At 67.0% G+C, this 22801-nt stretch carries 28 protein-coding genes and 1 tRNA gene; 14 read left to right on the top strand and 15 right to left on the bottom strand.

The genetic code is table 11. The features are described 5' to 3' along the window. The first annotated feature begins 254 nt into the window (after nucleotides 1–254). The 3 genes from ACFLIM_RS16625 to ACFLIM_RS16615 all read left to right on the top strand — a co-directional run bounded on the left by ACFLIM_RS16625 (nucleotide 255) and on the right by ACFLIM_RS16615 (nucleotide 3467). Entirely contained in the window at nucleotides 255–1256 is a 1002-nt protein-coding gene (locus ACFLIM_RS16625; protein WP_393166192.1) for an ArsR/SmtB family transcription factor, read from the top strand. Nucleotides 1257–1469: 213 nt separating this feature from the next. Continuing rightward, nucleotides 1470–2420, top strand: coding sequence for an ERCC4 domain-containing protein (locus ACFLIM_RS16620; protein WP_393166190.1), 951 nt, complete (start codon nucleotides 1470–1472; stop codon nucleotides 2418–2420). A gap of 261 nt (nucleotides 2421–2681) precedes the next feature. Beyond that, on the top strand, nucleotides 2682–3467 hold the full coding sequence (locus ACFLIM_RS16615; protein ID WP_393166188.1) for a hypothetical protein: 786 nt from the start codon (nucleotides 2682–2684) through the stop codon (nucleotides 3465–3467). A gap of 62 nt (nucleotides 3468–3529) precedes the next feature. Here the strand turns inward: ACFLIM_RS16615 and ACFLIM_RS16610 are convergent, their stop codons facing one another. Beyond that, entirely contained in the window at nucleotides 3530–3934 is a 405-nt protein-coding gene (locus tag ACFLIM_RS16610) for a YbaB/EbfC family nucleoid-associated protein (protein ID WP_393166186.1), read from the bottom strand. Nucleotides 3935–4055: 121 nt separating this feature from the next. On the opposite strand from ACFLIM_RS16610, the gene ACFLIM_RS16605 reads away from it, so the two are divergent. After that, on the top strand, nucleotides 4056–4355 hold the full coding sequence (locus ACFLIM_RS16605) for a hypothetical protein (RefSeq protein WP_393166184.1): 300 nt from the start codon (nucleotides 4056–4058) through the stop codon (nucleotides 4353–4355). 23 nt (nucleotides 4356–4378) lie between these two features. Continuing rightward, on the top strand, nucleotides 4379–5086 hold the full coding sequence (locus tag ACFLIM_RS16600; RefSeq protein ID WP_393166182.1) for a hypothetical protein: 708 nt from the start codon (nucleotides 4379–4381) through the stop codon (nucleotides 5084–5086). A 175-nt stretch (nucleotides 5087–5261) separates the two neighbouring features. Here ACFLIM_RS16600 and ACFLIM_RS16595 read toward each other — a convergent pair whose 3' ends face one another. The 5 genes from ACFLIM_RS16595 to ACFLIM_RS16575 all read right to left on the bottom strand — a co-directional run bounded on the left by ACFLIM_RS16595 (nucleotide 5262) and on the right by ACFLIM_RS16575 (nucleotide 8580). Next, entirely contained in the window at nucleotides 5262–5867 is a 606-nt protein-coding gene (locus ACFLIM_RS16595) for a DUF1707 SHOCT-like domain-containing protein (protein ID WP_393166180.1), read from the bottom strand. A gap of 74 nt (nucleotides 5868–5941) precedes the next feature. Beyond that, nucleotides 5942–6703, bottom strand: a complete 762-nt coding sequence (locus tag ACFLIM_RS16590) for an ABC transporter permease (RefSeq protein WP_393166178.1) — start codon at nucleotides 6701–6703, stop codon at nucleotides 5942–5944. Between the two features lie 9 nt (nucleotides 6704–6712). Further along, entirely contained in the window at nucleotides 6713–7501 is a 789-nt protein-coding gene (locus ACFLIM_RS16585) for an ABC transporter ATP-binding protein (protein ID WP_393166176.1), read from the bottom strand. Nucleotides 7502–7524: 23 nt separating this feature from the next. Then, the gene (locus ACFLIM_RS16580; RefSeq protein WP_393166174.1) at nucleotides 7525–7716 is read right to left on the bottom strand and encodes a hypothetical protein; all 192 of its coding nucleotides are present in this window, start codon (nucleotides 7714–7716) and stop codon (nucleotides 7525–7527) included. A gap of 330 nt (nucleotides 7717–8046) precedes the next feature. Further along, entirely contained in the window at nucleotides 8047–8580 is a 534-nt protein-coding gene (locus ACFLIM_RS16575) for a hypothetical protein (RefSeq protein ID WP_393166173.1), read from the bottom strand. 257 nt (nucleotides 8581–8837) lie between these two features. Here ACFLIM_RS16575 and ACFLIM_RS16570 point away from each other — a divergent pair, with 257 nt between their 5' ends. Beyond that, nucleotides 8838–9017, top strand: a complete 180-nt coding sequence (locus ACFLIM_RS16570; protein WP_393166171.1) for a hypothetical protein — start codon at nucleotides 8838–8840, stop codon at nucleotides 9015–9017. Here ACFLIM_RS16570 and ACFLIM_RS16565 read toward each other — a convergent pair. From ACFLIM_RS16565 to ACFLIM_RS16555, 3 genes are read right to left on the bottom strand one after another with little or no spacing between them, the layout of a single operon-like run. Then, complete coding sequence (locus ACFLIM_RS16565) at nucleotides 8986–9312, bottom strand: DUF1048 domain-containing protein (protein WP_393166169.1); 327 nt, start codon at nucleotides 9310–9312, stop codon at nucleotides 8986–8988. The two genes, ACFLIM_RS16570 and ACFLIM_RS16565, sit on opposite strands and share 32 nt — an antisense overlap. 1 nt (nucleotide 9313) lies before the next feature. After that, complete coding sequence (locus ACFLIM_RS16560; RefSeq protein ID WP_393166167.1) at nucleotides 9314–9670, bottom strand: DUF1048 domain-containing protein; 357 nt, start codon at nucleotides 9668–9670, stop codon at nucleotides 9314–9316. Beyond that, nucleotides 9667–9993 (bottom strand): PadR family transcriptional regulator, encoded by a 327-nt coding sequence (locus tag ACFLIM_RS16555; RefSeq protein ID WP_393166165.1) that lies wholly within the window; start codon nucleotides 9991–9993, stop codon nucleotides 9667–9669. The genes ACFLIM_RS16560 and ACFLIM_RS16555 overlap by 4 nt, the downstream gene beginning before the upstream one ends. Before the next feature lie 353 nt (nucleotides 9994–10346). Here ACFLIM_RS16555 and ACFLIM_RS16550 point away from each other — a divergent pair, with 353 nt between their 5' ends. Together ACFLIM_RS16550 and ACFLIM_RS16545 are read left to right on the top strand one after the other, a co-directional pair. Next, on the top strand, nucleotides 10347–10931 hold the full coding sequence (locus ACFLIM_RS16550; RefSeq protein WP_393166163.1) for a hypothetical protein: 585 nt from the start codon (nucleotides 10347–10349) through the stop codon (nucleotides 10929–10931). After that, nucleotides 10928–11875, top strand: a complete 948-nt coding sequence (locus tag ACFLIM_RS16545; RefSeq protein ID WP_393166161.1) for a hypothetical protein — start codon at nucleotides 10928–10930, stop codon at nucleotides 11873–11875. Before ACFLIM_RS16550 ends, ACFLIM_RS16545 begins: the two co-directional genes overlap by 4 nt. Nucleotides 11876–11912: 37 nt before the next feature. Here the strand turns inward: ACFLIM_RS16545 and ACFLIM_RS16540 are convergent, their stop codons facing one another. Beyond that, nucleotides 11913–13487, bottom strand: a complete 1575-nt coding sequence (locus ACFLIM_RS16540) for a plasmid pRiA4b ORF-3 family protein (RefSeq protein ID WP_393166160.1) — start codon at nucleotides 13485–13487, stop codon at nucleotides 11913–11915. Between the two features lie 173 nt (nucleotides 13488–13660). Between ACFLIM_RS16540 and ACFLIM_RS16535 the strand changes: the two genes are divergently transcribed. Together ACFLIM_RS16535 and ACFLIM_RS16530 are read left to right on the top strand one after the other, a co-directional pair. Continuing rightward, on the top strand, nucleotides 13661–13948 hold the full coding sequence (locus ACFLIM_RS16535) for a DUF7713 domain-containing protein (protein ID WP_393166158.1): 288 nt from the start codon (nucleotides 13661–13663) through the stop codon (nucleotides 13946–13948). 1120 nt (nucleotides 13949–15068) lie between these two features. Continuing rightward, nucleotides 15069–15866, top strand: coding sequence for a helix-turn-helix domain-containing protein (locus ACFLIM_RS16530; protein ID WP_393166156.1), 798 nt, complete (start codon nucleotides 15069–15071; stop codon nucleotides 15864–15866). Between the two features lie 43 nt (nucleotides 15867–15909). Here the strand turns inward: ACFLIM_RS16530 and ACFLIM_RS16525 are convergent, their stop codons facing one another. Then, nucleotides 15910–16239 (bottom strand): hypothetical protein, encoded by a 330-nt coding sequence (locus ACFLIM_RS16525; RefSeq protein WP_393166154.1) that lies wholly within the window; start codon nucleotides 16237–16239, stop codon nucleotides 15910–15912. Nucleotides 16240–16516: 277 nt separating this feature from the next. Here ACFLIM_RS16525 and ACFLIM_RS16520 point away from each other — a divergent pair, with 277 nt between their 5' ends. Continuing rightward, nucleotides 16517–16684: a hypothetical protein gene (locus ACFLIM_RS16520; RefSeq protein WP_351307758.1), complete on the top strand. Its 168-nt coding sequence runs from the start codon at nucleotides 16517–16519 to the stop codon at nucleotides 16682–16684. A gap of 66 nt (nucleotides 16685–16750) precedes the next feature. Here ACFLIM_RS16520 and ACFLIM_RS16515 read toward each other — a convergent pair whose 3' ends face one another. Beyond that, a complete protein-coding gene (locus ACFLIM_RS16515) occupies nucleotides 16751–17647 on the bottom strand; it encodes an aminoglycoside phosphotransferase family protein (RefSeq protein WP_393166152.1) in 897 nt (298 codons plus the stop codon). Between the two features lie 218 nt (nucleotides 17648–17865). Beyond that, nucleotides 17866–17939 (bottom strand) — tRNA-Lys (locus ACFLIM_RS16510). A gap of 100 nt (nucleotides 17940–18039) precedes the next feature. On the opposite strand from ACFLIM_RS16510, the gene ACFLIM_RS16505 reads away from it, so the two are divergent. Both ACFLIM_RS16505 and ACFLIM_RS16500 read left to right on the top strand, forming a co-directional pair. Beyond that, nucleotides 18040–18879 (top strand): AAA family ATPase, encoded by an 840-nt coding sequence (locus ACFLIM_RS16505; protein ID WP_393166150.1) that lies wholly within the window; start codon nucleotides 18040–18042, stop codon nucleotides 18877–18879. Beyond that, nucleotides 18872–20245 carry a vWA domain-containing protein gene (locus tag ACFLIM_RS16500; protein ID WP_393166148.1) on the top strand — a complete coding sequence of 458 codons (1374 nt, stop codon included), beginning with the start codon at nucleotides 18872–18874 and terminating at the stop codon, nucleotides 20243–20245. The genes ACFLIM_RS16505 and ACFLIM_RS16500 overlap by 8 nt, the downstream gene beginning before the upstream one ends. Here ACFLIM_RS16500 and ACFLIM_RS16495 read toward each other — a convergent pair. Then, nucleotides 20242–21009 carry a nuclease-related domain-containing protein gene (locus tag ACFLIM_RS16495; protein WP_393166146.1) on the bottom strand — a complete coding sequence of 256 codons (768 nt, stop codon included), beginning with the start codon at nucleotides 21007–21009 and terminating at the stop codon, nucleotides 20242–20244. The genes ACFLIM_RS16500 and ACFLIM_RS16495 overlap by 4 nt on opposite strands. 183 nt (nucleotides 21010–21192) lie before the next feature. Here ACFLIM_RS16495 and ACFLIM_RS16490 point away from each other — a divergent pair, with 183 nt between their 5' ends. Continuing rightward, nucleotides 21193–21783, top strand: coding sequence for a TetR/AcrR family transcriptional regulator (locus ACFLIM_RS16490; RefSeq protein WP_393166144.1), 591 nt, complete (start codon nucleotides 21193–21195; stop codon nucleotides 21781–21783). On the opposite strand, the gene ACFLIM_RS16485 is transcribed toward ACFLIM_RS16490, so the two are convergent. Beyond that, on the bottom strand, nucleotides 21754–22791 hold the full coding sequence (locus ACFLIM_RS16485; protein ID WP_393166142.1) for an acyl-CoA dehydrogenase family protein: 1038 nt from the start codon (nucleotides 22789–22791) through the stop codon (nucleotides 21754–21756). The two genes, ACFLIM_RS16490 and ACFLIM_RS16485, sit on opposite strands and share 30 nt — an antisense overlap. Nucleotides 22792–22801: the final 10 nt, after the last annotated feature.

The following is a 22801-nucleotide window of genomic DNA, read 5'->3' as shown; positions in this document are numbered from 1 at the left end:
CACCGACACCACGCGCTCCAGTTCTACGGCCGGGTGAGGGGAAACCGGCTGCAGAAGGCATCATCGCGACACATCAGCAGAAGATCACGGACCTCGACGTGTGTCCCTCGAATTGGCCACCAGGGTCCCGTCGCCCACCAAAACCGCCAGTAGGCCGCGGACAAGCGTGACCCAGCGTCCAGCATCATGTCGGGATCGTCCGGTGCCGGGCGCCGTCACGACAGCTTTTAGGTCAGTGCTACATACTCGGGACCATGGCCCTGAGGATCGATCTCGGCGTGGCCGAGCTGGCGGCGACGCGATTCGCGATCTCGCCACTGTCCGAGACGGTGTCCAGCCTGCAGCAGCTGGCCGGTCGTGATCGGCACCCGATCAACCTGCGGTGGCAACGGTGGGCGGCGGACGAGCTCGACAGGCAGCCACTCGACCTCTCGCGTACCTGGCCACTGCTCGTGAGCGACCGGCCCAACTGGCCGGAGTTCCTCGTCCCGGCCCCACTCGGCGCAGCGGCATCCATCGAGGACGATCTGGCGGCGTTGCAGAGGACAACCGCTCGTCAAGTACGGACCAGCCTCCGGCGCGTGTTCGGCGAACAACCCCCCGACGCCGTCGCCGCGCTCGCCGAGCAACCGGCGCCGGGCCTGCGTGCGATCGCCGCCGAACTACGTGCGGCACACGACCGGCTCATCGCGCCGCACTGGTCACGGATCCGGGCCGTACTCGACGCGGACGTCATCTACCGCGCCAAGCAGTTGGCCGCGGGCGGTGCCGAGAAGTTGTTCGCCGACCTGCACCCGGATCTGCACTGGCGCGATGGCCGGCTGCTGCTGGGGGGAGAGCGCTGGCGGGCCGACCTCCTCGTCAATCGCGGTCCGGGCGGGCTGGTCCTCATGCCCGTCGCTCTCGGCTCGCCGTACGTACTGATCAAGAAGAGCACCTCCACGCAGACCACCGTGCGCTATCCGGCGCGGGGCATCGGTGCCTTGTGGACCGCGGGAACGCAGGCACCCGCGGGCGGCGCGGTGCGGTTGCTCGGCCGGGCGCGGGCCGAACTGCTGGAGGCTCTGCGGTCCCCCGCAACGACGACGGACCTGGCGCGTGCGCTGGGCGTCACGCCCAGTGCAGTGTCGCAGCACCTCGGCGTGCTGCGCGAGACCGGGCTGGTCGCGCGCGAGCGATCCGGGCGCAACGTCCTGTACATGACAACTGCCCTCGGAGCGTCCTTGATCGGGACCGTCGACGCGCGTGAACATTGACCCCGAGGCGACTGTTCGATTGACGCAGATCAGCCGTTCGACCCGTACGAGGCACAGCGCCCCCGCCGCGGCTCCGCGTGCGGACATCGATGGCCGGGCCATGCACTCCATGGCCAAGCCGCAGGCGCGTAGCCGCCCGCCCTCGGGAACCATCAGGGAGGGCTCGGCGTGGTTCCATTCCAGGTGTACCGGGTCATCGACCAGACTGGACGGATGACCGAGCTCGTCATCGTCCGCAATCCGGATCCGGATTCACGGCTGCCGTACCTGGTCAGGCTGCCTCTCGGCCCCGACGGGCTGATCTTGCGCGCTGGTGGGACGTGGCCGAGGGAAAAGGCGATCTACTGCCATCCCTCCGGCCCGGACGAGTGGCCGCACGACCCCGAGGAGGTCGAACGGGTCCCCGTCCGCTCCTGCGTACGGCGCGGCGCTGCCATCGATCTGGTGCTCGACCGGGCACGCGAGAATCGCTCGCAGATCGTGTTCACCAAGGCCCGTGGCCGGGACGCGATCTTCTGGCAGACGGCCCGCGTCCGCAAGCAGGCTCGCCCGAACGTGACCACCCCGACCGCCCGCGCCTCCGGCGTGACCGCGCTGCCCATCGTGATCGACAGCGGCGAACGGTACGCCTACCGCTTCCCCCGCCAGCAGGTCGAAACCGTCAAACGACGTCTGACCTGCGGCGACTACGCTGTGGAGGCCGGCGGCCGGATCCAGGCAGCGGTGGAACGCAAAAGCCTGCAGGACCTGGTCGCCAGCCTGCTCAACACCCGCCTGAAGTACCAGCTCACCGAGCTGGCCACCCTCCCGCACGCCGCGGTGGTGGTCGAGGACCGCTACTCCCAGGTCTTCAAGCTCGAACATGTACGCCCCGCCGTCGTGGCCGACGCGATCGCCGAACTCCAGGTGGCCTTCCCCACGGTGCCCATCATGTTCTGCGAGACCCGCAAGCTGGCCGAGGAGTGGACCTACCGCTTCCTCGCCGCCGCCTACACCGTCGCCGACCACGCCGACCACGACCAGCCGACGGCAGAGGCCACCTCGGCGCCCGAGGCGACCACCGCCGAAGTCAGGAAATGGGCCCGCGGCCATGGCTTCGAAGTGCCCGATCGGGGACGGCTAAGCTCAGAGGTCCTGACGGCCTACCGCCACGCCCACGAATAGGCGACCCGTCACCCCTTCGAAGCACAAGCCGTACGGCGTCAGGCGAAACCGCGTTTCCCGTCCGGCTACGCGGCGTGGGCTTCGAACCAGAGCGACCCGAGATCATGACCCGGCTGAGACGAACATCGGCGTCCACCGGCGCATCTGCCTGCTCATCCACTTGACCGAGCGTACGCCTTGTCCGGATGTGGACACAGTTGTCAACCCAGCGTCCGCATGCCCCGTCTCCTCTGGTGCATCATCTGCCGCAAGGGAGTCGCCGTGCGCGTCGAACTGGTCGTCTCAGCCGTCCTCGTCTTCTCGCACGCGGCCGCCCCCGCCGCGCACGAGGTCGCGAGCGCCGTGGGGTACATGTGCGAAACGAAGGCCACCGGCGAGAAGCAGACCATCCAGGTCGACGTCGAGCTGACGGTGCCCACGGACGCCGAGGTGGCTGTGGAGATGACGATCGGGTGGCGCGGTTCGTACGTCGAAGGCGAGGAGTTGCTTGCGCCCGCCACGGGCCTGGATGGCGACATCAACCTGTACGCCTACGCGGGCATAAGCTCGATCGACCAGTTGACTTCGGCCACCGGAGTGGGCCAACTCGGCACGATCACCCCGGGGGCGCCCATCCCGCTCCCCGAGGAGACGGTCAACCTGAAGACGACCCCACGGAGGCCGGGCGAAGGCACGGTGCACGCGGCCGCGATCAACTTCGGCCCCCGCCCCCAGGAAATCGTGATCGAGTGCGAGGTCCTGGACACGCCCGCCCGGACGGAGTACCCCCTCGCCATCCCCGGAACCGGCCAGACAGGCAGCCCCAGTCCCGAGACCAGCACGACAGAGACCACCGACCCCGAAACCGCGAGCCCCGAACCGACTCACACCGTCACGACGACCACCACCCGAACCCCTGCGGGAGGCGTCGCGACCGGAGGCGGTGGTGAGGCCGGGCCCGACGGCCGGATGCTGGTGGCCATGGGCTCCGTGCTCATCCTCGCCTCCGTGACCGGCCTCATCCTGCGCCGTCGCAGGCGTCTAGCGGCTCTGCAGGACCCGATCTGATCGTTTACCGCAGAGGGGCACGAGCTCATCCGCGAGCCGAACGAAGGATCATGCTCGCCGAGTTATGGACGGCTGTAGCCCTCCATCTCCCTGGCGAAGACGGCGTGGGCGTCCAGTATTCGGCGTTCCATCGCCTCGAACGCGACCTCGTCCGCCGAGATGTCCACCCCGGCCCCGGCGATCAGTTCGCGGGCCTGCCGGGCGGAGTCGTCCTGCGCGGCGTTGACCGCCCGGACCAGTTCGTCGGTCAGGTCCTGGCTGGACATGCGCATCACGCGTGGGTTGAGGTCGATCGATTCGATCCGGCCGGAGTTGTCGGCGTACACAATGATCTGCCCGTCCGCCGCCGTCCCCGTGCCGCGGATCGTGTTGAGCTCGTCCTGGAGGCCGGCGAGGCGGCGCAGCGTCTGCTCGGCCTCCCGGGCGGTGCGCTCCAGGTCCACCTCGCCACTGGGATCGACCACCATGCGCCCCTTATGTACCAATTGTAACGTCGATCACTCCTGACTCCCGACAAAATACTAGATATCCTCATCCTGCGTTAAGCCGGTGTTTCGCAGCTTGCAAGCAACGAGCGAAGGAGAGGTTATGGCGCAGGACATTCACGTCACTTCCCAGACCATCGCCGACATCCAGCGGAACCTCCACGAAAAGGTCATCCCCAGCCTTGAACGGCTCAAGACGTCCGTTGACAGCACCGACGTCCCCTTCCCCGGCTTCGGCAGCCTCGGATTCGTCCTGATCGGCAAGTACGACGGCGTCCGCGACGACGTCAAGGGCTACACCCAGGACGCCATCGACGCCGTCTCCAAGTGGATCGACGATCTGGAGACGGTCAAGAAGAACTGGCGAGCGGCCGAGGACGCCAGCACCGTCGTCTACCAGTGACCGCCGACAGGAGGACCTGACCCATGCCCTACGCCGCGCTCCACGCGAAGGCCGCGCTCGACGACCTGAAAGTGGCCGCGAGATCGGCCCCGGGGATCATGGTGGGCGTCACGATCGTCACCACCGCGGTGGCGAACCTCCAGGGCATGGGGGAGGCCAAATCCAACTGGAACTCGCTGGCCAAGGCCCTGGAAGTGGAATACCCGAACATCATCGGCAACGCCGTCTTCCTGTCCAGGTCGGGCTGGATCGCCGACGACCGCGAGGCGTTCCTGCACGCCACCTCCCTGTTCGGCGGCGACCTGCAGAAGCTCAGCGGCCTGTGTTACAACATGGAGTCGCAGGTCGACCAGGTACGCGACCGCTACGCGCTCTACTGGATGGAGATCGGCGCCCTGGCCGCGTCCGTCCTCGGCTACGTCGTCCTCTGCCAGGCCATGAAGCTGACGCCGCACCTGCGCGTCGCGGGCGAGATCCTGCTCACCCGGCTCTCCGTGCTCACCAACGCCATGATCGCCCAGAAGACCAAGCTTCTGTACGGCTTCCTCGCCGTGGCGGGCGCCACACTGGGGACCAGCTCGCAGGCGATGGGCCAGCTGTTCAGCATCCAGCCGTCGGAGGAGGCCGGCATCGACTTCGAGCGCGCCGTCATCGACACATCCCCACCATCCGTCCGGATCGCCCCCAAACGCGAGCTCCCCGCCCGACCGCAACCCCAACCGGAGACCTGACCGGACTGCGCGACCTCGCTCACGGAGGCGGAGCCGGCTCGGCTACGGGATCATCACGTGACCAAAGATCAGGGCCGACGTCCACGGAGGATGCCAGCGATGAATGCTGGTCAGCCCGCACCACGCGCGAGATGTCAGAGCCCGGATACCTCGGTATCCGGGCCCTGCCTCCGCGTCACCGGTGCGTCCCCTGCCACCGGGTGTCGAGCCGGCCGTGCCGCATCCGGCCTACCAAGCGGACGTGCAGCGTCTCCGGCGTGTTGTCGCCCGCGTCCCTGCTGATCGCCACCATGCTGTGCCGTACCGACAGCTCGTTGGCGTTGACCACCATGCCCGGCGCGAGGATCAACTCCACGTTGCCGCCGCTCACCCGCAGCTCGATGACCAGTTCGGGTGCGCTGCGCACCGCGTTGGTCAGGTCCAGCATCACGTCGCACCACGCGGTGCGCAGCGCGAGCCGGTGCGGCAGCGTCCACCGGCCGTCGCGGCGCACCGAGCCGTGCCGTTCCTTGATGGTGAGCAGTTCGGCTGGCGGCTCGGCCGGCGTCCCGGCGAACGGCAGCGTGAGTGCGCCGTCGCCGCCTGGCACCGCGATCAGGTCGGTGATGAGCGGGGTCAGCGCGTCGATGGTGTGGGCGGCCAGCGCCGCGTCCAGTCGCTCGTCGAACTCGACCGGGTCGAGCCGGCCGTCGGCGACGGCGGCGCGCAGCAGTTCGATGACCCCGTCGCGGTCCGTGTCGGACGCGCGCAGCCCAGGTGAACCGGGCGGATCTGCCGGCATTCGGCCTCCTCGGTGGTGAGGTGGTGGCACCGTGCCACCGAAATCGCTGACTGGTCGGTTAAGGGGATAGCTACCTAGGCGGTCCTGCGGCGGTAGGTGTTCATGGCGAAGGCGAACGCGACGATGAGGATGCCGACACACCAGGCGAGGGCGATCCAGATGTCGGTGCCGACCGGCTGCTGGGTGAACAGGTTGCGGATGGCGTTGACGATGGAGGTCACCGGCTGGTACTCGGCGAAGACGCGCACCGGGCCGGGCATGGTGTCGGTGGGCACGAACGCCGAGCTGAGGAACGGCAGGAAGATGAGCGGGTAGGAGAACGCGCTCGCGCCTTCCATGGTCTTGGCGGACAGGCCGGGGATGACGGCGATCCACGTCAGTGCCAGGGTGAACAGGATCAGGATGCCGGCGACCGCGAGCCATGCGGGCGCTCCCGCCGCCGAGCGAAAGCCCATGAGCAGGGCGACGAGCACGACGACCACGAGCGAGATCACATTGGCGACCAGCGAGGTCAGCACGTGCGCCCACAACACGGACGAGCGTGCGATCGGCATCGACTGGAAGCGCTCGAAGATGCCGCCCTTCATATCCATGAACAGCCGGAACGCGGTGTAGGCGATGCCCGAGGCCACCGTGATCAGCAGAATGCCGGGCAGCATGTAGTTCACATACGAATCCGACCCTGTTTTGATCGCGCCGCCGAACACGTAGACGAACATCAGCATCATGGCGATCGGCATGATCGCGGTCGTGATGATGGTGTCCGGGCTGCGCGCGATGTGGCGCAGGGATCGTCCCAGCAGGACGGCGGTGTCTCCGAAGAAATGCTTGCTCATCGTGGTTCCTTAGGCGTTCGTGCCGGCGCTGCGGTCGTCGCCGACGAGGGTGAGGAAGACGTCTTCGAGGGTCGGCTGCTTTTCGACGTATTCGACCTTGGCCGGTGGGAGCAGTTGCTTGAGTTCGGTCAGGGTGCCGTTGACGATGATCCGGCCCTGGTGCAGGATCGCGATCCGGTCGGCGAGTTGCTCGGCCTCGTCCAGGTACTGCGTGGTGAGCAGCACCGTCGTACCGTGGTGGGCGAGTTCCTTGACGGCCTGCCACACCTCGATGCGCGCCTGGGGGTCCAGCCCGGCGGTCGGTTCGTCGAGGAAGACGACCGGCGGATTGCCGATGAGGCTCATCGCGATGTCGAGGCGGCGGCGCATGCCACCCGAATACGTCGACACCTTCCGCGCGCCCGCGTCGGCCAGCGAGAAACGCTCGAGCAGACCATCGGCGATCTTGCCCGCCTCCTTCAGGTGCCGCAACCGGGCAACCAGCACCAGGTTCTCCCGCCCGTTGAGGATCTCATCGACGGCCGCGAACTGCCCCGTCAGGCTGATCGACTCCCGCACGTTCGCCGGTTGCGTGGCGACGTCGAAGCCGTTGACACTGGCCGTGCCCGCGTCGGCCTTGAGCAGCGTGGACAGGATTTTCACGACCGTGGTCTTGCCTGCCCCGTTGGAGCCGAGCAGGGCGAAGATGCTGCCCCGCGCCACGTCGAAGTCCACGCCGCGCAGTACCTGCAGCTCCTTGTACGACTTCTGCAGGCCCTGCACGTGGATCACAGGCCCTCGGACCTTATTGGCTGTCATTCAGATATCCGTTCTCTGTTTGGTCACGGCTTGTCGCCCGTGGCGCGATCGATGGTGTTGGTCAGCCGTTCTCGCTCGCGGCTGATCCACTGACCCGGCGGATGGTTCGCTAGGAATGCCTCGGCGAACTCCACCCAGTCCTGCCCGGCGACTTCGCGGATGGGAGTTCCGTCCGCCGCGCTCTGCTCGACCAAGTCGGCGAGATCTTCCGGCATCGCCGGCAGGCTGTCCGCCTTGGCCGATAGCGCCGCTGTCCTCAATCGGCCCGGTGAGTGTCTCCAGGGCTACTGGTAGCGCCGCTTCGGCTCGCTCGCTCGGCTGATTACGTAGGTGAGCAGCGACAGTGTTTGTCGATGAGTTTGGACAGCGCTGAGGTCTTCGCCTGTCAGTGACGGGTGCCGCCAGCCGCCGAACCCACTAAACGTCTCGACCTCGAATCCCGGGTCCTGTTCGCGCCATGATCGGGGCGTCGGCGGCATCGAGATCGAAGCTCGTGATGTTGGGGCGCTGGCTGGCGTTCCTACGACCTGCCCAGCCCGTCGACCTCAAGCTCGGTTGCTCAGCGAGGGTTCCCCGCGGTCGAGGGCGGCGACCTCTCGGACCGCCTCGGCGATGGCCGGGGCGTCCTTGCGCAGGATGGCGCCGTCAACCGGCATCATGCCGGTCCACTTCGCATTGGTCATGGTTCCTCGTCTCTGTCTTCGTTTCTGTCTTCGTTGTCTTGTGGGTTCGTCGGAGTCGCCGGGCAGAGACCGGGAGCACCATGTCACCGGTGTTGGTGTGCGCGCGCCTTGACGATCTGCTCGGCCTTCTCTGGGGCCGTTGGCGGTGCTCAGCTCGTTGCGCACGTTGCCGGCCATGGCGTTCACGTCGAGCCAGCCGACGGTGCTCTCCCGGATGCCGACCTCGCGGTTTCCGGCGTAGGTGTGGAGGAACACCTCTCCGACCCGGACGGCGCCCGAGGCGGTCTTCGCGGTGAGCGCGCCGTGCGCACGCTCGACGACGATGTCGCCGCTGGGCGAGTTCACCCGGCAGGTCGCCGGTGGCCTCGCCGATTCGGGGTATCCGCCGGAGTTCATTGATGGCCCCGCAAGCGCCGATCGCGCGGACGCGGAGCTCGCCGCTGCCGGTGGAGATGTCGACCGGGCCGCGCCGATGAGCGGGCCGGTGAGGGGCTAGAGTTCAGATTCAAGATGACCGAGGCCGCGCTGGAGGCACCGACCGAGACGGTCGAGGACGTCATCTATCCCGCGGTGCCCGGCGGCTACAAGACTCTGGTGACGCTGCTGCACGAGTAAAGGTCAAGGGATCTTCGTACCGGCAGCACAAGCAGCGCGTGTTCAAGGCCTCCTGCACCAACCACTACCGCACGGGCTTGATTGAGATCATCGAGGCGCTGGAGTTCGGGTCGACCAACACCGTGCATGCGCCGATGATGCAGGCGCTGGCGCTGATCAAGCGGTATAAGGCCGGGTCGACGGGTGTTACTTCTCGGCCGTGCCGGGTTCCCCGCTGATGGACTCCTGATAGAGGTCCGCGTAGGTGCGCGAGTCCTTGACCAGGTCGTCGCAGAAGGCAGCGACGTCGTTGCCGATGAGTTCCAGGACTCCCTTGCCGGCCGCGACGCCCTCCTCGAAGAAATCGACGATCCCTGAGAGCAGGGACCCGCCAAGCAAGTCGATCGGTCCAACCTTGAAGAAGTACCTCTGAATCTCCTTGTAGACGATCTGGTAGTCCGGCGGGAGCGCCTTGACCCGCGCCATGTGCGCCCGCCACTGCTTCTTGCCCTCGATGATGTCTTGGATGCCCACATCAGCCTCCTAGCCGGCCCAATTTCCTTGCGACATTCCTGTTCAACTGCTCGCGCCACCGGTCGCGAAAGCTCCGAGCCCCTTCTCCGCCGGCCAGCGCCGCGCAGAAGCCCCCGATGTCGTCACCCAGCACCTCGTGAATGCTCCGCCCATCGGCCGCTGTCTCCTCGAGCAGCCCCAGAGCACCGTCGAGAATCGGCATCAGGTTTCGACCTGTGAAGTCCCCGTAGGGAAAAAGATGACCTATGATCTCTCCCCACGCCGCCCGGTAGTCGGCCGGCAATGCCTCGGCCCGAACTTCGAACGCCTTCCATTCCCTGGTGAGATCGCTGCCTGTCATGGTTTCCCAGAAGTTCATCTCCCGCCCTCCTTGAGCTTGTCGATCCGTGATGTGATGTACTCCCATTTCGCCCAGAACGTCGCAAGTTCTTCGCGCCCCGCCTCGTTGAGCGCATAGAACTTGCGCGGCGGACCCAGCCCGGACGGTCGTTTCGTCACCTGGACGAGCCCGTTCTTCTCCAGTCGCAACAGGATGGTGTAAACCGTCCCCTCGACGACGTCGGCGAAGCCGAGTTCGTTCAGCCGACGCGTGATGGCGTACCCGTAGGTCTCCTCGCTGCCGATGATTTCAAGCACGCAGCCCTCAAGCGTGCCCTTCAGCATCTCCGTCAGGTCGTCCATCGTGGGTCCTCTTCCGTCCTCCTGGTACTCTGTGGCACCGAGTACCACTACACGGTACCACAGAGTAGTGGACCATGCCCAGCAAGCGGCGAGCACAGACCACGGAAGCGATTCGAATCATCGGCGCCGCACTCGGTGCGCGGCAAGTGAAGGGAACTGGAGGTTGCTTGGCGGCGGGGCGTTGTTGTGCAGGCCGAACGCGATCCATGATCCCTGTTCGAAACCACCGAGCAACCGGCCGGGCAATCGCGCGGCTTTGACCATTCGGCTCGCCCACGAAGAAGCCCCGTGTCTGACGGCCGACCGCTTCGATCAGGACCGTGAATCCGCGGCCCCGCGATACGGTCTCGATTATGTCCGAGCAGACCCCCGCGCTCTTTGATCTACCCGCCCCGGCGATGCCACCCGTGACCGGATCCCCCGACCCAGGTCGTTCCGGGCAGCGTTGGCAGCGGGCGGTGACCGCGCAGGTCGTCGTGCGCGATCTCGCTGTGCTCCGCGATCGAGCGCTGGCCGATTTCGACAGTGGCACCTTCATCGAGATCGGCGACGCCGACAACGATGAGGACCTCCCCGACACCCGGGAGGTGATCGCGTCAACTGCAGAGGGAGCACTCGACTGGTTGCTCGATCCGACAGTCGGCCTGTGGCCGCTGCTGGAAAGCGGCGCGATCCGCCTTGAAGTCGTCGAGCACGCGGTCGACCAGGTAGCCGATCGGGAGTTCCAGGTGTTGTGGTCGGTCCAGCTCCAGCTCGGCGATCTGGCCGCACTTCGGGCCCTAGCCGTACAGAACGCCCCCGAAGCAGCCAACGACATCAACCGGAGCGTGGCCGCCGCGTGGAACCACGCGGCCGACCCAGCAGCCCCTCTGGCGGGAATACCGGCGATCACCTGGACCGTCACCGACATCACCGTCGATCGGGTGACCCGGCGATGAGCGCGACGATGTACGGGCCGGAGATCTGGAAGGCCGACGACATTGGCGAGTGGTCGTACTGGGACCTGTGGTTCTGCACACTCTGTCTGATCGATCACGACGGGAACTGGGACGCCTTGGACCAGGCGATTTGGGAGTCCCACCGCTACATCGGACGCGAGATCCGCGAGGCCAAGTGGAGCCATCTGGTCAATCTGCGGGAACGGCTGGAGCTGGCCGAGCTGACCGCCGCTACGTTGATCGGCACACCCGACAAGCGGACAGCCACCAAAGCCAGGAACAAGCTGATCAAGTCGACGAGTCTGCAGCGGTACACGATCACCGAACCGATGCGGGATCTGCCGTCCGGACGGCTGACCCGCAGGGCCATGTCGGGTTGGTGGGAGAAATTCCCCGTCTCGCCGGGCCCGGCCTACCGACTTCTCGATGCCGGCGTCGACGTGACCGCCTGGCGGTATGCCGAGGACGGATGGCTCGCCGGCGATCTGGCTGACGACATCGTCACACTTGCGGGCAAGCAGGAGAGCGATGCACCGGCGGTGCAGGTCGCGGCGCGGCGAGCCGCGCTCACTCTCCTCCACCAGGCGCAGGCCAACTGCGACGACTCCTACGGCCGCGTCGGCATGATCGTCGAAGGGGCGCTCGACGTGTACGCGAGGACACCGTGGCGACAGGCGGGCCTTGACGCCGGGGTGTTCTGGCGCGACTTCATCGAGATCACCTGCCTGATGTCCAACTACGGCACGCCCAACGCCGAGCTCATGGTCGAGCTGTTCCGGGGAGCGCAGGTCGCCCGGGACATCGACCTGGTCGAGCGGGTGCTGCGTGAGGCGAAGTCCGAGTACCGTGCCGCTCGGATGTCCTGGCATGCCGACACAGCGGGCACATGGCATGCCTGCGTTGCGATGGCCGCCGGCCATGTCCCTGGAGGCCACGGGCGATGAACGTGACCGGGTCCAAGTCCCGGAAGACGTTCCTGACCTACGAGATGCTTGAGCCGGAAAGCTCCTCTTCGTCGTCCCACGACGGGGCCGGGCGCGCCAAGGCCTGATTGACGGCATCCCGATCGAACGGCTCCGATTCCTCGGGATAGTCGGGACTGTAGTCCTCGATCGGGTTGTCGCCACGGCCATCCACGCAGACCGGGACGGTGATCTCCTCGATGAGGACCTTCTCCAGGACTATCTCGTGCCGCCAGCAATCGCCAAGGTCAAAGGTGTACGACAGGGTCGATTTGGGAGCGGGTAGTGCCCGGTTCAGACGGTGCAGGTTCTCGTCCCCGCATTCCTCCAGCCTCATGAAGGGGTCGCTGTAGCGGCGCTTACCGGCCTTGAACACGTGCAGGTGACTGTCAGACCAGCCGAACAGCACCCGGATGATCTGATGGAGTCGGCCCAGTGAGTAGTTCTCCGGCACCAGGACCCGCCGCCATATCCCGGCGGCCAGAGAGATCTTGAGCTGGTAGACAGGGATGCCCGGCGGAGTCTCGGGCAGCGCGGCCAGCAGTCGCGCTGCCTCCGGGTGCCCGCTGTCGCCCACCGCGGCTCGGGGATCGTCACCGGTCATGTCGAGCAGGACGTACCAGGCGTCGACGGGGTCATGCCGTTCCAAGGCGGCCAAGCCGTATTCGGCCCCGATCCACTGCCGATCTCGTCTGGGGAGATCCTCGCCCAGCCACCAGCGGGCATGCGGGCCCAGCATGGGCTGGTCGCGCACGTGCCGCCACAACGGCTCGGAGCTCTCTCCGCGTTCGGCCACCGCGTCGATCGCGCTGATCCGCCCGGCCGGAGAAGCCGCCGCAGCGGCCTCCAACAACTCCAGCAGCCGTTTCCCCAGGTCTGCGTGCGAGCCGTGGTCAGGGATCCGCCATCGCCACAGCAGTTCCGGTACGTCTTCCTCGGCGGACATGGCTACCCGGCGCAGCACCTCGGCCGCGTCCAGGTCTGGCGTGACCGGCAGCGGGATCCGGTCCGCCAGTTCACGGCGGGCATGTTCGCCCAATTCAGTCACGTTCAGTCGGGTGTCCAGCGCGCCGAACTCGCGCAGAATGGTCACGACCCGGTCCACGGGATGCCCGTCGATCAGCCCGGATGCGCGCCAGTCCCAGTCGCGACGCTGCCGCATGACGGCCTCGGCTTCGCGCCGCAGCGCCTGCCCGAGCGGCGGCTCCTCCTCGGCGAGCAGATCGAGCGTCACCTGGCAGCAGATCCGCGGGTCCGCCCCACACGGATCGGTGACCTGCGCCGCGATCACCTGCTCCAGCGCCGCATACCCGCGGGCGGTGTCCAGGTACGGTTCGGGTTCGGAGCGTACGGCACGCGCCCCGCTGACCGTGACCATCTCGGTGGCTACCGCGGTCAGCCATGCCCGAAACACCTCGGGAACATCGCTCAGCCGCCGTACCTTGATCGGACAAGAAACGTTGATGGCCTTCGCGGCATCCGGGACGAGAGTGGGCTTGAGTGCGCCGCCCGGCGTCACCGCACGTCCTTCGCCTACCCAGGCGGCCAGGGCGTGGGCGGCTGCGAACACCGGACTCTCGGCTATGGAGGGCATGACGGCGAGCGTATCGCCTCGCCGATCTCACGTACGCGGCCCGAGACACCCGAAGGCGTAGAGTCAGCAGGTGGCTACCGAAAGCGCGAAATGCAGCAGGTGCGGGCAACCCGCCCGGATTCATCTGAACCCGGTGGGCACGCTGTGCGACGCTTGCTGGAACTCGTGGATGTGTGACCGGACCGGACGTAATCCGCTGCCGCGAGATCGGCAGGCACTATCTCAAGCGCAGCCCATTCAGCGGCAAGCTGACCATCGCCGACCGCGAGGTACGGGGAAGGATCATCTGGCGCAGCCCAGATGAGATGGCCGTGGTCGTCGACGGCCGACAGCTGACCTGGGACGAACTTGGCCAGGCGATCCAGAACGAGGGCTGGAACTTCACGATCACTCTCGACGAGCCGATTGGCATGGTCGACGACTACGACCCCACTCTGGTATTCGGACAGATCGAACCATAGCAGCGGTCGCGCAGCCGCGCTCAACGCCGCCGTTCGAGAGAACCTTCTGCTCGACAATCCGTCCCGCTCCATCGAGCTCCCCCGGCTACCCCCCATGCAGTCGTGTGGACCAGCGACCAGATCGCCGAATGGCAACGCAGCGGCACCCGTCCCCGGGTGGAGATCTGGACCGCTGCCCAGACCGCTACGTTCCTCACCGCGATCAGCGGCCATCGGCTGTATGCCGTCTATCACCTCATCACCCTGCGCGGCCTGCGCCGCGGAGAGGCCGCCGCCGCGTACGACTACGTGGTGTGTGGCCGATGCCACCGCGCCGCATCGGCCACACACCACGTTCACCGATCAGGACCTGTTACAGGTCTTCACGAAGAAGACCGGGCCCCAGTTCACAATGGGCCTCCTGCCGGGCCCGATGCGGCGATCTACGTTCTGATTCCTGTCGAGGAGGCGCACCCACAACGATCCGTGATTGTGCGTGTGGTAGCGCCCCACGAAATCGTGGAGCCTGAACGTGCCGCACCCGAACATCTTGTATGCCCGGTACGTATTCCTGGGCGGATAGTATTGGATGGTGCAGAACGAGTCACCGCAGTTGTTACGCCGGTGAACCCATTTTCCCGCGCGTATGAGGCCCGGACGGGTGTGCGGGAAGTCCGCGTGCCTCACGTCTCCTCCTCTAATGGGTTGGACGTGCGGGGTGCGGACCGCCTGATTTCGCTCGGCCGGCTGCGCCACTGCCGGATACGCTCCGGCCGAAAGAACCGAGACGGCGGCAACTGCCGTCGCCGACGCCAGCGCTCCCCTCAAAAGCTGTCGTCTCGCCTTGATCGCTGTACTGCGCATTGAGCGTACCTCTTTCTTTCTGGCTTACGGACGTCCAGCGTCGTCGCTGGCGAATTTCCTTTTCCTTGAACGTACGAACCCTTCCTCGGCGTCAGCCGATCCCTGCAACAGCCACCTTCGCGACCGTGGAAGCCGCCTTGCAAGAAAGCGCGTCGAGATGGGATGGTGGGATGGGTTTGCGGCCGCTGGCTGCGGTCTTCGCGACCGGCTGGGATGCGGGTGGGACGCCGGAAGCCGAGCTGATACGCAGGTCGCATGGTCGTACAGGGGTCACGTGATGCGATCAAAGGAAACCGAGCGGTTCGCCGCCCGGATAAGAGCACTCAAAGATCGCGCCGAGATCAGCTTCGAAGAGCTGGCGAGGCGCACCGGAGTCAGTAGTTCAAGCCTTCACCGCTACTGCTCAGGAACCAAGATTCCACCCGGCTACGGCGTGGTTCACAGATTCGCGAAGGCATGTGGCGCCAATAACGAGGAACTGCGGGAACTCCATCGATTGTGGGCCCTCGCCGATGCGTCACGATCATCATTGACCGCGCCCGGCGAAATACCAGCGAACGTCACCGACAATGAGCACATCGCAACTTCACCGGCAGCATCCGCGGACGCACCCGTACACCCGCAAAACTCGCACCGCCGTCGCCGGCCGGCGCTCGCGACGGTCACTGTCCTGGCAGCGACAGCCGCAATCGTGATCGCCTCGCTGAATTTCGTTGACGACGGACCGGACACGCCCGTGGTCCCGGACTCCGGCGCCACCGCCCGCATGCGGGTCTTCAACATTGACGAACGCTGCAGGAACCGCGGCGACAGAGTCCCAGGCTGCAGCATCGGCCTGGCGATCAACCCACGGCTGAACTATGACGCCCAGAATGTGGTGAGCCACCGCGTGTGGCATGACGAGACGCTGAAAGCCGACTGCGTTCTCTACGATGGCGACGAGGTCACCGACGAAATCGGCACCAAAAGCACCCGCTGGTACCGCGTTCAACTGAACGACGTACCCCGCGGCCACGCATGGCTGTCCGGTATACGCACCCGCGACAATCCGGCACTGCCGACATGCGCCCCATGACCTCGCCGAGCCGTTCCTGGTCCGGCATAACCGTGGCCGCGTCTCAGCCCAAGCCGGAGCAGGCCCTCCGGACGCCGCCCTCGCTGAAGTCGATCGTGCAGACCCTGACCCACAGCCCCACCTGGACCCAGGCCGGCGGCCCGGGCGCGGGCACCGGCCACGGCGTAATCGGCTTGCTGGTCCCGACTCCGGTGGAAACACGCCCGACCGCAGGTTCGGGTTCGCTCTCCTGTACGTCGGTCTCGATGTGACACATAGGAAAGCCGTCCACTTCCTCGCAGCTTTCCTGATAGGTGGTCACTCGATAGTGCGCGAGGGCGACGCCGCTGGCCCCGTTCCTGACGGTGTCGTGGACGGTGCCGCCGGTGATCACCGCCTGACCGGTCGAGCCGTCCCACTACTTGCGCATCGACCCATCGCTCGTCACCGCGGTCGATATCTACGGAGAATGACTTGGCGGCACCCTGCTAACCTCGCCGCGAAGTTCGGTTGACATGGTGCAGAGAAACTTCGACAAGCGCAAGGTCGAGCCGGGCTCCTGCGGCCGGCCCTACGGCACCCCATGCCAGCACGAGCACGCTTGCGTCAGATGCTCGCTCCTCCGACCTGACCCGGCCCAACGGGCACGGCTTGCCGAGATCCGTGACAACTTGATCGCCCGAATCGCCGAAGCCGAGACGGAAGGCTGGCTCGGCGAAGTCGAAGGACTCCAGGTCAGCCTGGCTGGCGCCGAGGAGAAGCTCCGCCAGCTCGATCGGGGCCACGGGCAGCATACGGCCGTGGACCTTGGCATCCCCACCACGCGCGGTGATCGATGAACCCCACGAAGGTGGGCTGCCGCATGGCCCTCAACCAAGATCGAGAACAAGTTCAAGAAGTGTGCATCAAACGCCCTTCAGAACACGATCAAGTGCCGCCCGGCCTGCAGGTCCCCAGTTCGGCTTGCCGCCGGGAAGGCCCCGATCTCCGTTCTGCCCCATGAGCATCAGGAAGAGGCTCTTCATAGCGGCCAGCCCGCGGGCGCGCCGGATCGCCGCCTCGTCTGCATGCCCGTACATGTCGAAGAACCGTGAGGCCGTGCCCGCGGGTAGCAGCACCCATGCGGCGGCGAGGTCCCACGCCGGATCGCCGGCGAACATGTCACCGAAGTCGATGATGCCCGAGAGCGTTCCGTCCGAGACGACGACGTTCGCGGGATGGAGGTCGCCGTGCACCCACACCGGCGGGCCCTCCCACGCGTGGGCCGCAACGGCGTCGTCCCAGACGTCCCGGACGTCGGCAGCGATGTCGTCGGGGGCAACGGCCTGGAAGAAGTTCTCGAAGCCGTCCGTGCAGTTCCTGGGATGGGCACCGCGGTCCGTAGTGATCGGCGCCTCGGCGGGCGCCTCCACATGGAGCGCCTGGAGGAAGCCCGCCAGCGTGTCGGCCGCGTGGGCGCCGCGGCTGATCGAGCCGTGGTCCAGCGGCTCGCCGGGAACCCACGTCATCACGGTCCAGTGCTTGGGGAAGCGCTCGGACGGTTCGCCGAACCGCACCGGGGTCGGCACCGGGAGCGGCAGGCGCGGGGCCAGCACGGGTAGCCACCGCCGCTCCTTGAGCTGGAGCTCCGGGGTGGGGTCCATGCGCTGCATGCGCACGGCCAACTCGTCCCCGAGGCGCCACATTTGGTTGCCCCAACCGCCCGCCACTTCGCGGATGGCCAGCCCTGCAAGGTCTGGATGTTGCTCCTGCAGCAGGTCGCGGACCAGGTCTGCGGTGATCTCGATCTCGGTGTCGGTCATGCGAAGTCACAGTACTGAGGCGGCAGGCGGAGCGGCTCTCGCTCTCCGGAAGATCTCGCTGTCATTCCTCTGGCATCACCAATTCGGCTTCAGAGAGCTCCAGATCAGAGGCTTTGGGACGGAACGGCCCCATAGTTCAGAGAAACCTCGGCGCCGCCAGGGCCGTTCCAAACCCGAGAAACCCCAGCTCGGCGCACCGAGCTGGGGTTTCTGTGCGGTGCGCCGCCAGGGACTCGAACCCCGGACCCGCTGATTAAGAGTCAGCTGCTCTAACCAACTGAGCTAGCGGCGCGCGCTGAAAGGAATATACCGGTGATCCCCATCCTGGTCGAATCAGTATCAGCCGGACCCATAACGCTAGAATAAAGTTCGGCTACCAGACAGGAGCATCGATGTTCGACTCGCCCGCCGACGTGACGGAGCGGCTCGCCGCCGTGGACTATCTCTCCGACGACGCCATCTCCACCTCGGTGTTCCTGGCCGCCGCGCTGGGCAAGCCGCTGCTGGTCGAAGGCCCGGCAGGGGTGGGGAAGACGCAGCTGGCCAAGGCGGTGGCGATGGCCACGGGCGCCCAGCTGGTCAGGCTGCAGTGCTACGAGGGCCTCGACGAGGCCAGGGCGCTGTACGAGTGGAACTACAAGAAGCAGCTGCTCAGGATCCAGGCCACCAGCGCGGACGACGACATCTTCAGCGAGGAGTTCCTGCTGGAGCGGCCCTTGCTCAAGGCGATCAGGTCCGAGCTCCCGACCGTGCTGCTCATCGACGAGACCGACAAGGCGGACGTCGAGGTCGAAGGGCTGCTGCTGGAGCTGCTGTCCGACTTCCAGGTGACGATCCCGGAGCTGGGGACCATCGCCGCGACGCGCAAGCCGTACGTGGTGCTGACCTCCAACGCGACCCGCGAGTTGTCGGAGGCGCTCAAGCGGCGCTGCCTCTACCTGCACATCGAATACCCGACCCCCGAGCGCGAGCGGGACATCGTGCTCGCCCAGGTGCCGACCATCCGGGCCGACCTGGCCGAGCAACTCGCCAGGACGGTGGCCACGCTCCGGGCGCTGGAGCTGAAGAAGGCGCCGTCGGTGGCCGAGACCGTGGACTGGGCGAACACGCTGCTGGCCCTCGGCCGGGAGGAGCTGGACGAGGCCACGGTGGCCGGGACGCTGGGTGTGGTGCTCAAGCACGCCTCCGACCAGACCCGGGCGATCAAGGAGCTGGGGTTGCCGGATGCCTGAGCGGAGGTCGCTGGTCGACCGGCATGTCGGATTCATCCACGCGCTGCGCGCGGCCGGGGTGCCCGTCTCCCTCGCCGAGGGGCTGGACGCGGCGCGGGCGCTGCGGGTGATCGAGCTGAGCGAGCGGGAGTCGTTGCGCGCCGCCTACGCGGCGACGCTGGTGAAGAAGCCCGCGTACCGGCCGGGGTTCGACGTGCTGTTCGACCTGTGGTTCCCGGCAGCAACCAGCGGAATGTACGCCGAACGCCCGCATAAGCGGATAAATCCGGAACAAGCGGAACTGCCCGAACTCCGCGACCACCTGGCCGAGCTCCTGACCGGCGGCACCGACCAGGAGCTACGCGAGTTCGCCCAGGCGATGGTCGAGCGCTTCGGCCGCCAGCAGGCCGGACCCGGACGCCAGAACTGGTTCTCCTACAGCGTCATGCGCGCTCTCTCCCCCGAGACCCTGATGGCCCGCATCCTCCAGAACGTCCTCGCCGGCCGGGAACGCGGCGGCCTGGCCGAGAAGACTGTACGCCAGCGGGTCAACGCCGGCACCAGGCGCTTCGAGGAGGCGGTCGCCACCGACGTGCGCCGCCGCATCGCCGAGGACTCCGGCATCGAACGCATCGCCCGCTCCGCCGTACGCCCCCCGCTCGACCAGATCGACTTCCTGCGCGTCACGAAGGCCGATCTGGCCAGGCTGCGCAGGGAGGTGTATCCGCTGGCCAGACGCCTGGCCGCGCGGCTGACGATCAAGCACAGGAAGGGCAGGCGCGGCCGGCTCGACTTCCGCAGGACGATGCGGGCCTCGCTGCAGAGCGGCGGCGTGCCGCTGACCACGCACTTCAAGCCGCCCCGCCCGCACAAGCCCGAGCTGGTCATCCTCTGCGACACCAGCGACTCGGTCTCGTCGTTCGCCCATTTCACGCTGCTGCTCACGTACGCGCTGCGGGAGCAGTTCACGAAGGTACGGGCGTTCGGATTCGTGGACACCGTTGACGAGATCACCAGGTTCTTCGTCCCGGGGGCCGACGTGGTCGAGGCCATCACCAGGCTGGCGAACGAGGCCGACATGGTGCGCTTCGGGCGTACCAACTACGGTCATTCCCTGGAGCGCTTCGCCGAGCGGTACGCCGACGCCATCGGCCCCAGGACCTCGCTGCTGATCCTCGGCGACGCCCGCTCCAACTACCAGCCGCCCGCCCTGGACGTGCTCAAATCCCTCGTGTCTCGTTCCCGCCACGCGTACTGGCTCAATCCCGAGCGGACGGCGCAGTGGGACACGGGCGACTCGATCGCGAGCGACTACGGCGCGGTCGTCCCGATGCACGAGTGCCGCAACGTCGCCCAGCTCACCGCGTTCATCGAGACGCTCGCCTAGGCGCGCTGGAGCTCTCTGGCCGCGGTGCGGGCGAGCAGCTCGATCTGCTCGTCGTTCAGCACGCCGCCCTCAGCCGCCTTGATCTGCTTGGCCACCAGCCGCGGCTTGAGCAGCATGAGCCCCTCCGCGACCAGGATGCCGCCCTTGGGCAGTAGCCCGCAGTGCACGGCGAGCATGGGCTTGATCGTCACCGGGACCCTGGTCTCGCGCGACAGCAGCTCGGCGAACGCCTCAGCGGTCTCCACCAGCGGCTTGGCCACCTTGGTGCCATATTTCTCGCCGAAGAACAGCCGCCCGCCGTAGCAGGCGATCTCGGTGTCGGGGCTCCAGGACTCGTTGTCCACGATCCACACGCCGCCGGGACCGATGATCAGATGGTCGATGGAGGCCTGCCCGCGGATGGCCCGGCCGTCCAGGACGGTGTAGCCGAGCCGGCCGAGCGACCTGCGCAACATCCTCCCAGTGATCGCCTCGCCCTGCCGCGCCCCGCGCCAGACCGCCGTCGCATAGAACGAGCGCCAGTCGAGGTACCAGTCTCCCCCGGCCACGATCCCGGCGAACAGCAGGCCGAACAGAGGGGCGGCACCCGTCAGATCGAACCTGAGCGCGAGCGCGGCCCCGATCACGAACGCCACGCCGGCCTTGACGTACCGTGACCTGCGCCGGTTCTGGGCGTCTTCGCGCCAGAATTTCTCGTACCACCACTGCGGGGAAGAGCCTGTGTACTTTTCGTCCTGCTTTACGTAGATAGAGCCACCAGGCACGGCAAACTCCCCGAATGAGTAGTTGTCTTCCAGGATCTGCCACGCCGAAGATCCCTCGCCGGTCAAGAGATACCCATTCCCCAACCAAGGCGAGCCTAAGGTGACGTAATTAGTACCCGCAAGACCATCAAATGACCTCAACCGACCAGTCGGTATGCTAAGGCGGGTGACAAGGGGGACCAAGTGAAAGAAGAACCGGTCAGGCAGCGGCTGCTCGCCGAGGCGACCAGGCTGTTCGCCGAGCGCGGCTTCGAGGGCACCTCGGTGCAGGAGATCGTACTGTCGGCAGGCGTCACCAAGGGCGCCATGTACCACTATTTCGACTCCAAGGACGACCTGCTGCACGAAATCTACGCCCGGGTGCTCCGCATGCAGATGGACCGGCTGGCGCGGATCGCCGACGGCCCCGGCACGCTGAAGCAGCGGCTGCACCGGGCCGCGGCCGACGTCGTGGAGACCACGACCGCGAACCTCGACGACTCCAAGATCTTCTTCAGGTCGATGCACCTGCTGGCCCCGGAGACGCAGAAGTCCGTACGCGCCGAGCGCCGCCGCTACCACGAACGTTTCCGTGACCTCGTGGCCGAGGGGCAGCGCCAGGGCATCCTCAGCGACCGGGTGCCCGCGGAGCTGGTCGTGGACTACTTCTTCGGCTCGGTGCACCACCTGGGCACGTGGTTCCACGCGGAGGGGCCGCTGACCGGCGCCCAGGTGGGCAGGCATTTCGCCGACCTGCTGCTGGCCTCACTCGGGGCCGGGGACGTCGACGAGTGAGGCCAGCGCCGCGCGGTGGTCGCCCGGCGTGCCGAGCGCGATCTCGGTGGCCTTGGCGCGCTTGAGATAGAGATGTACGGGGTGCTCCCACGTCATCCCGATCCCGCCGTGCAACTGCAGGGCCTCCTCGGCGGCGTGCACGGCCACACCGGCGTTCCACGACTGCGCCACGGCGACGGAGACCGGGGAGGGATCGGCAGCGGCGGACCGGGCGGCGGCCCTGGCCCTGACCACGTCCAGCCACAGGTCGGCCAGCCGGTGCTTGATCGCCTGGAAGGAGCCGATCGGCCGGGCGAACTGGTGGCGTTCCCTGACGTAGGCGAGCGTCGTGTCGAGGCACCATTCGGCCACGCCGAGCTGCTCGGACGCCAGCAACCCCGCCCCGTGCCGCAGCACCTCGGACAGGTCGCACGCCCCGATGCGCCGAGCGCTCGCCCGCTCGAACGTGACGGTAGCGACCGGCCGGGTCAGGTCGAGCGACGGCACCACCTCGACGTCACCTTCTCCGGCCTCGTAGAGCTCCCCGTCCACGGGCACCAGCAGCACGTCGGCCACGTCCGCCCCGGCCACGCCGCCGACGCTCCCGGACAGCCGCCCGCCGTCGAGCCGCACAGACTCACCCGGTTTGTACGGGGACGCGGCGAACGGCACGACCAGCGCCGCGGTCTTCCGCCCTTCCGCCAGCTCGCCCAGTAAGGCGTCACCGGTCGGGAGCAGTGCCCGCGTGGCCAGCACCGAGCTGGTGAAGAACGGCACCGGCGCCACTCCCCGGCCCAGCTCCTCCAGCACGACGGCCGCCTCGCTGGCCGACGCGCCCGCGCCGCCGTACTCCTCGGAGATGAGCAGCCCGGCCACCCCGATCTCACCCGCCAGCGTCTTCCACAGGTCCAGGTCGTAGGGCTCGGACTCGATCCGCTTGAGCACGGCGGCGGGCGGGCAGCGATCGGCGAGGAGGCTCCGCACAGCAGCCCTGAGCTCCTCCTCGACCTCCGAATACAGCAGTGTCATTGGTCGCTCA

The sequence above is a fragment of the Nonomuraea marmarensis genome, from assembly GCF_043197025.1.
Classification (GTDB): domain Bacteria; phylum Actinomycetota; class Actinomycetes; order Streptosporangiales; family Streptosporangiaceae; genus Nonomuraea; species Nonomuraea marmarensis.
The sequence above is the reverse complement of the archived record's forward strand: the minus strand, read 5'-3'. Positions and strand labels throughout refer to the sequence as shown.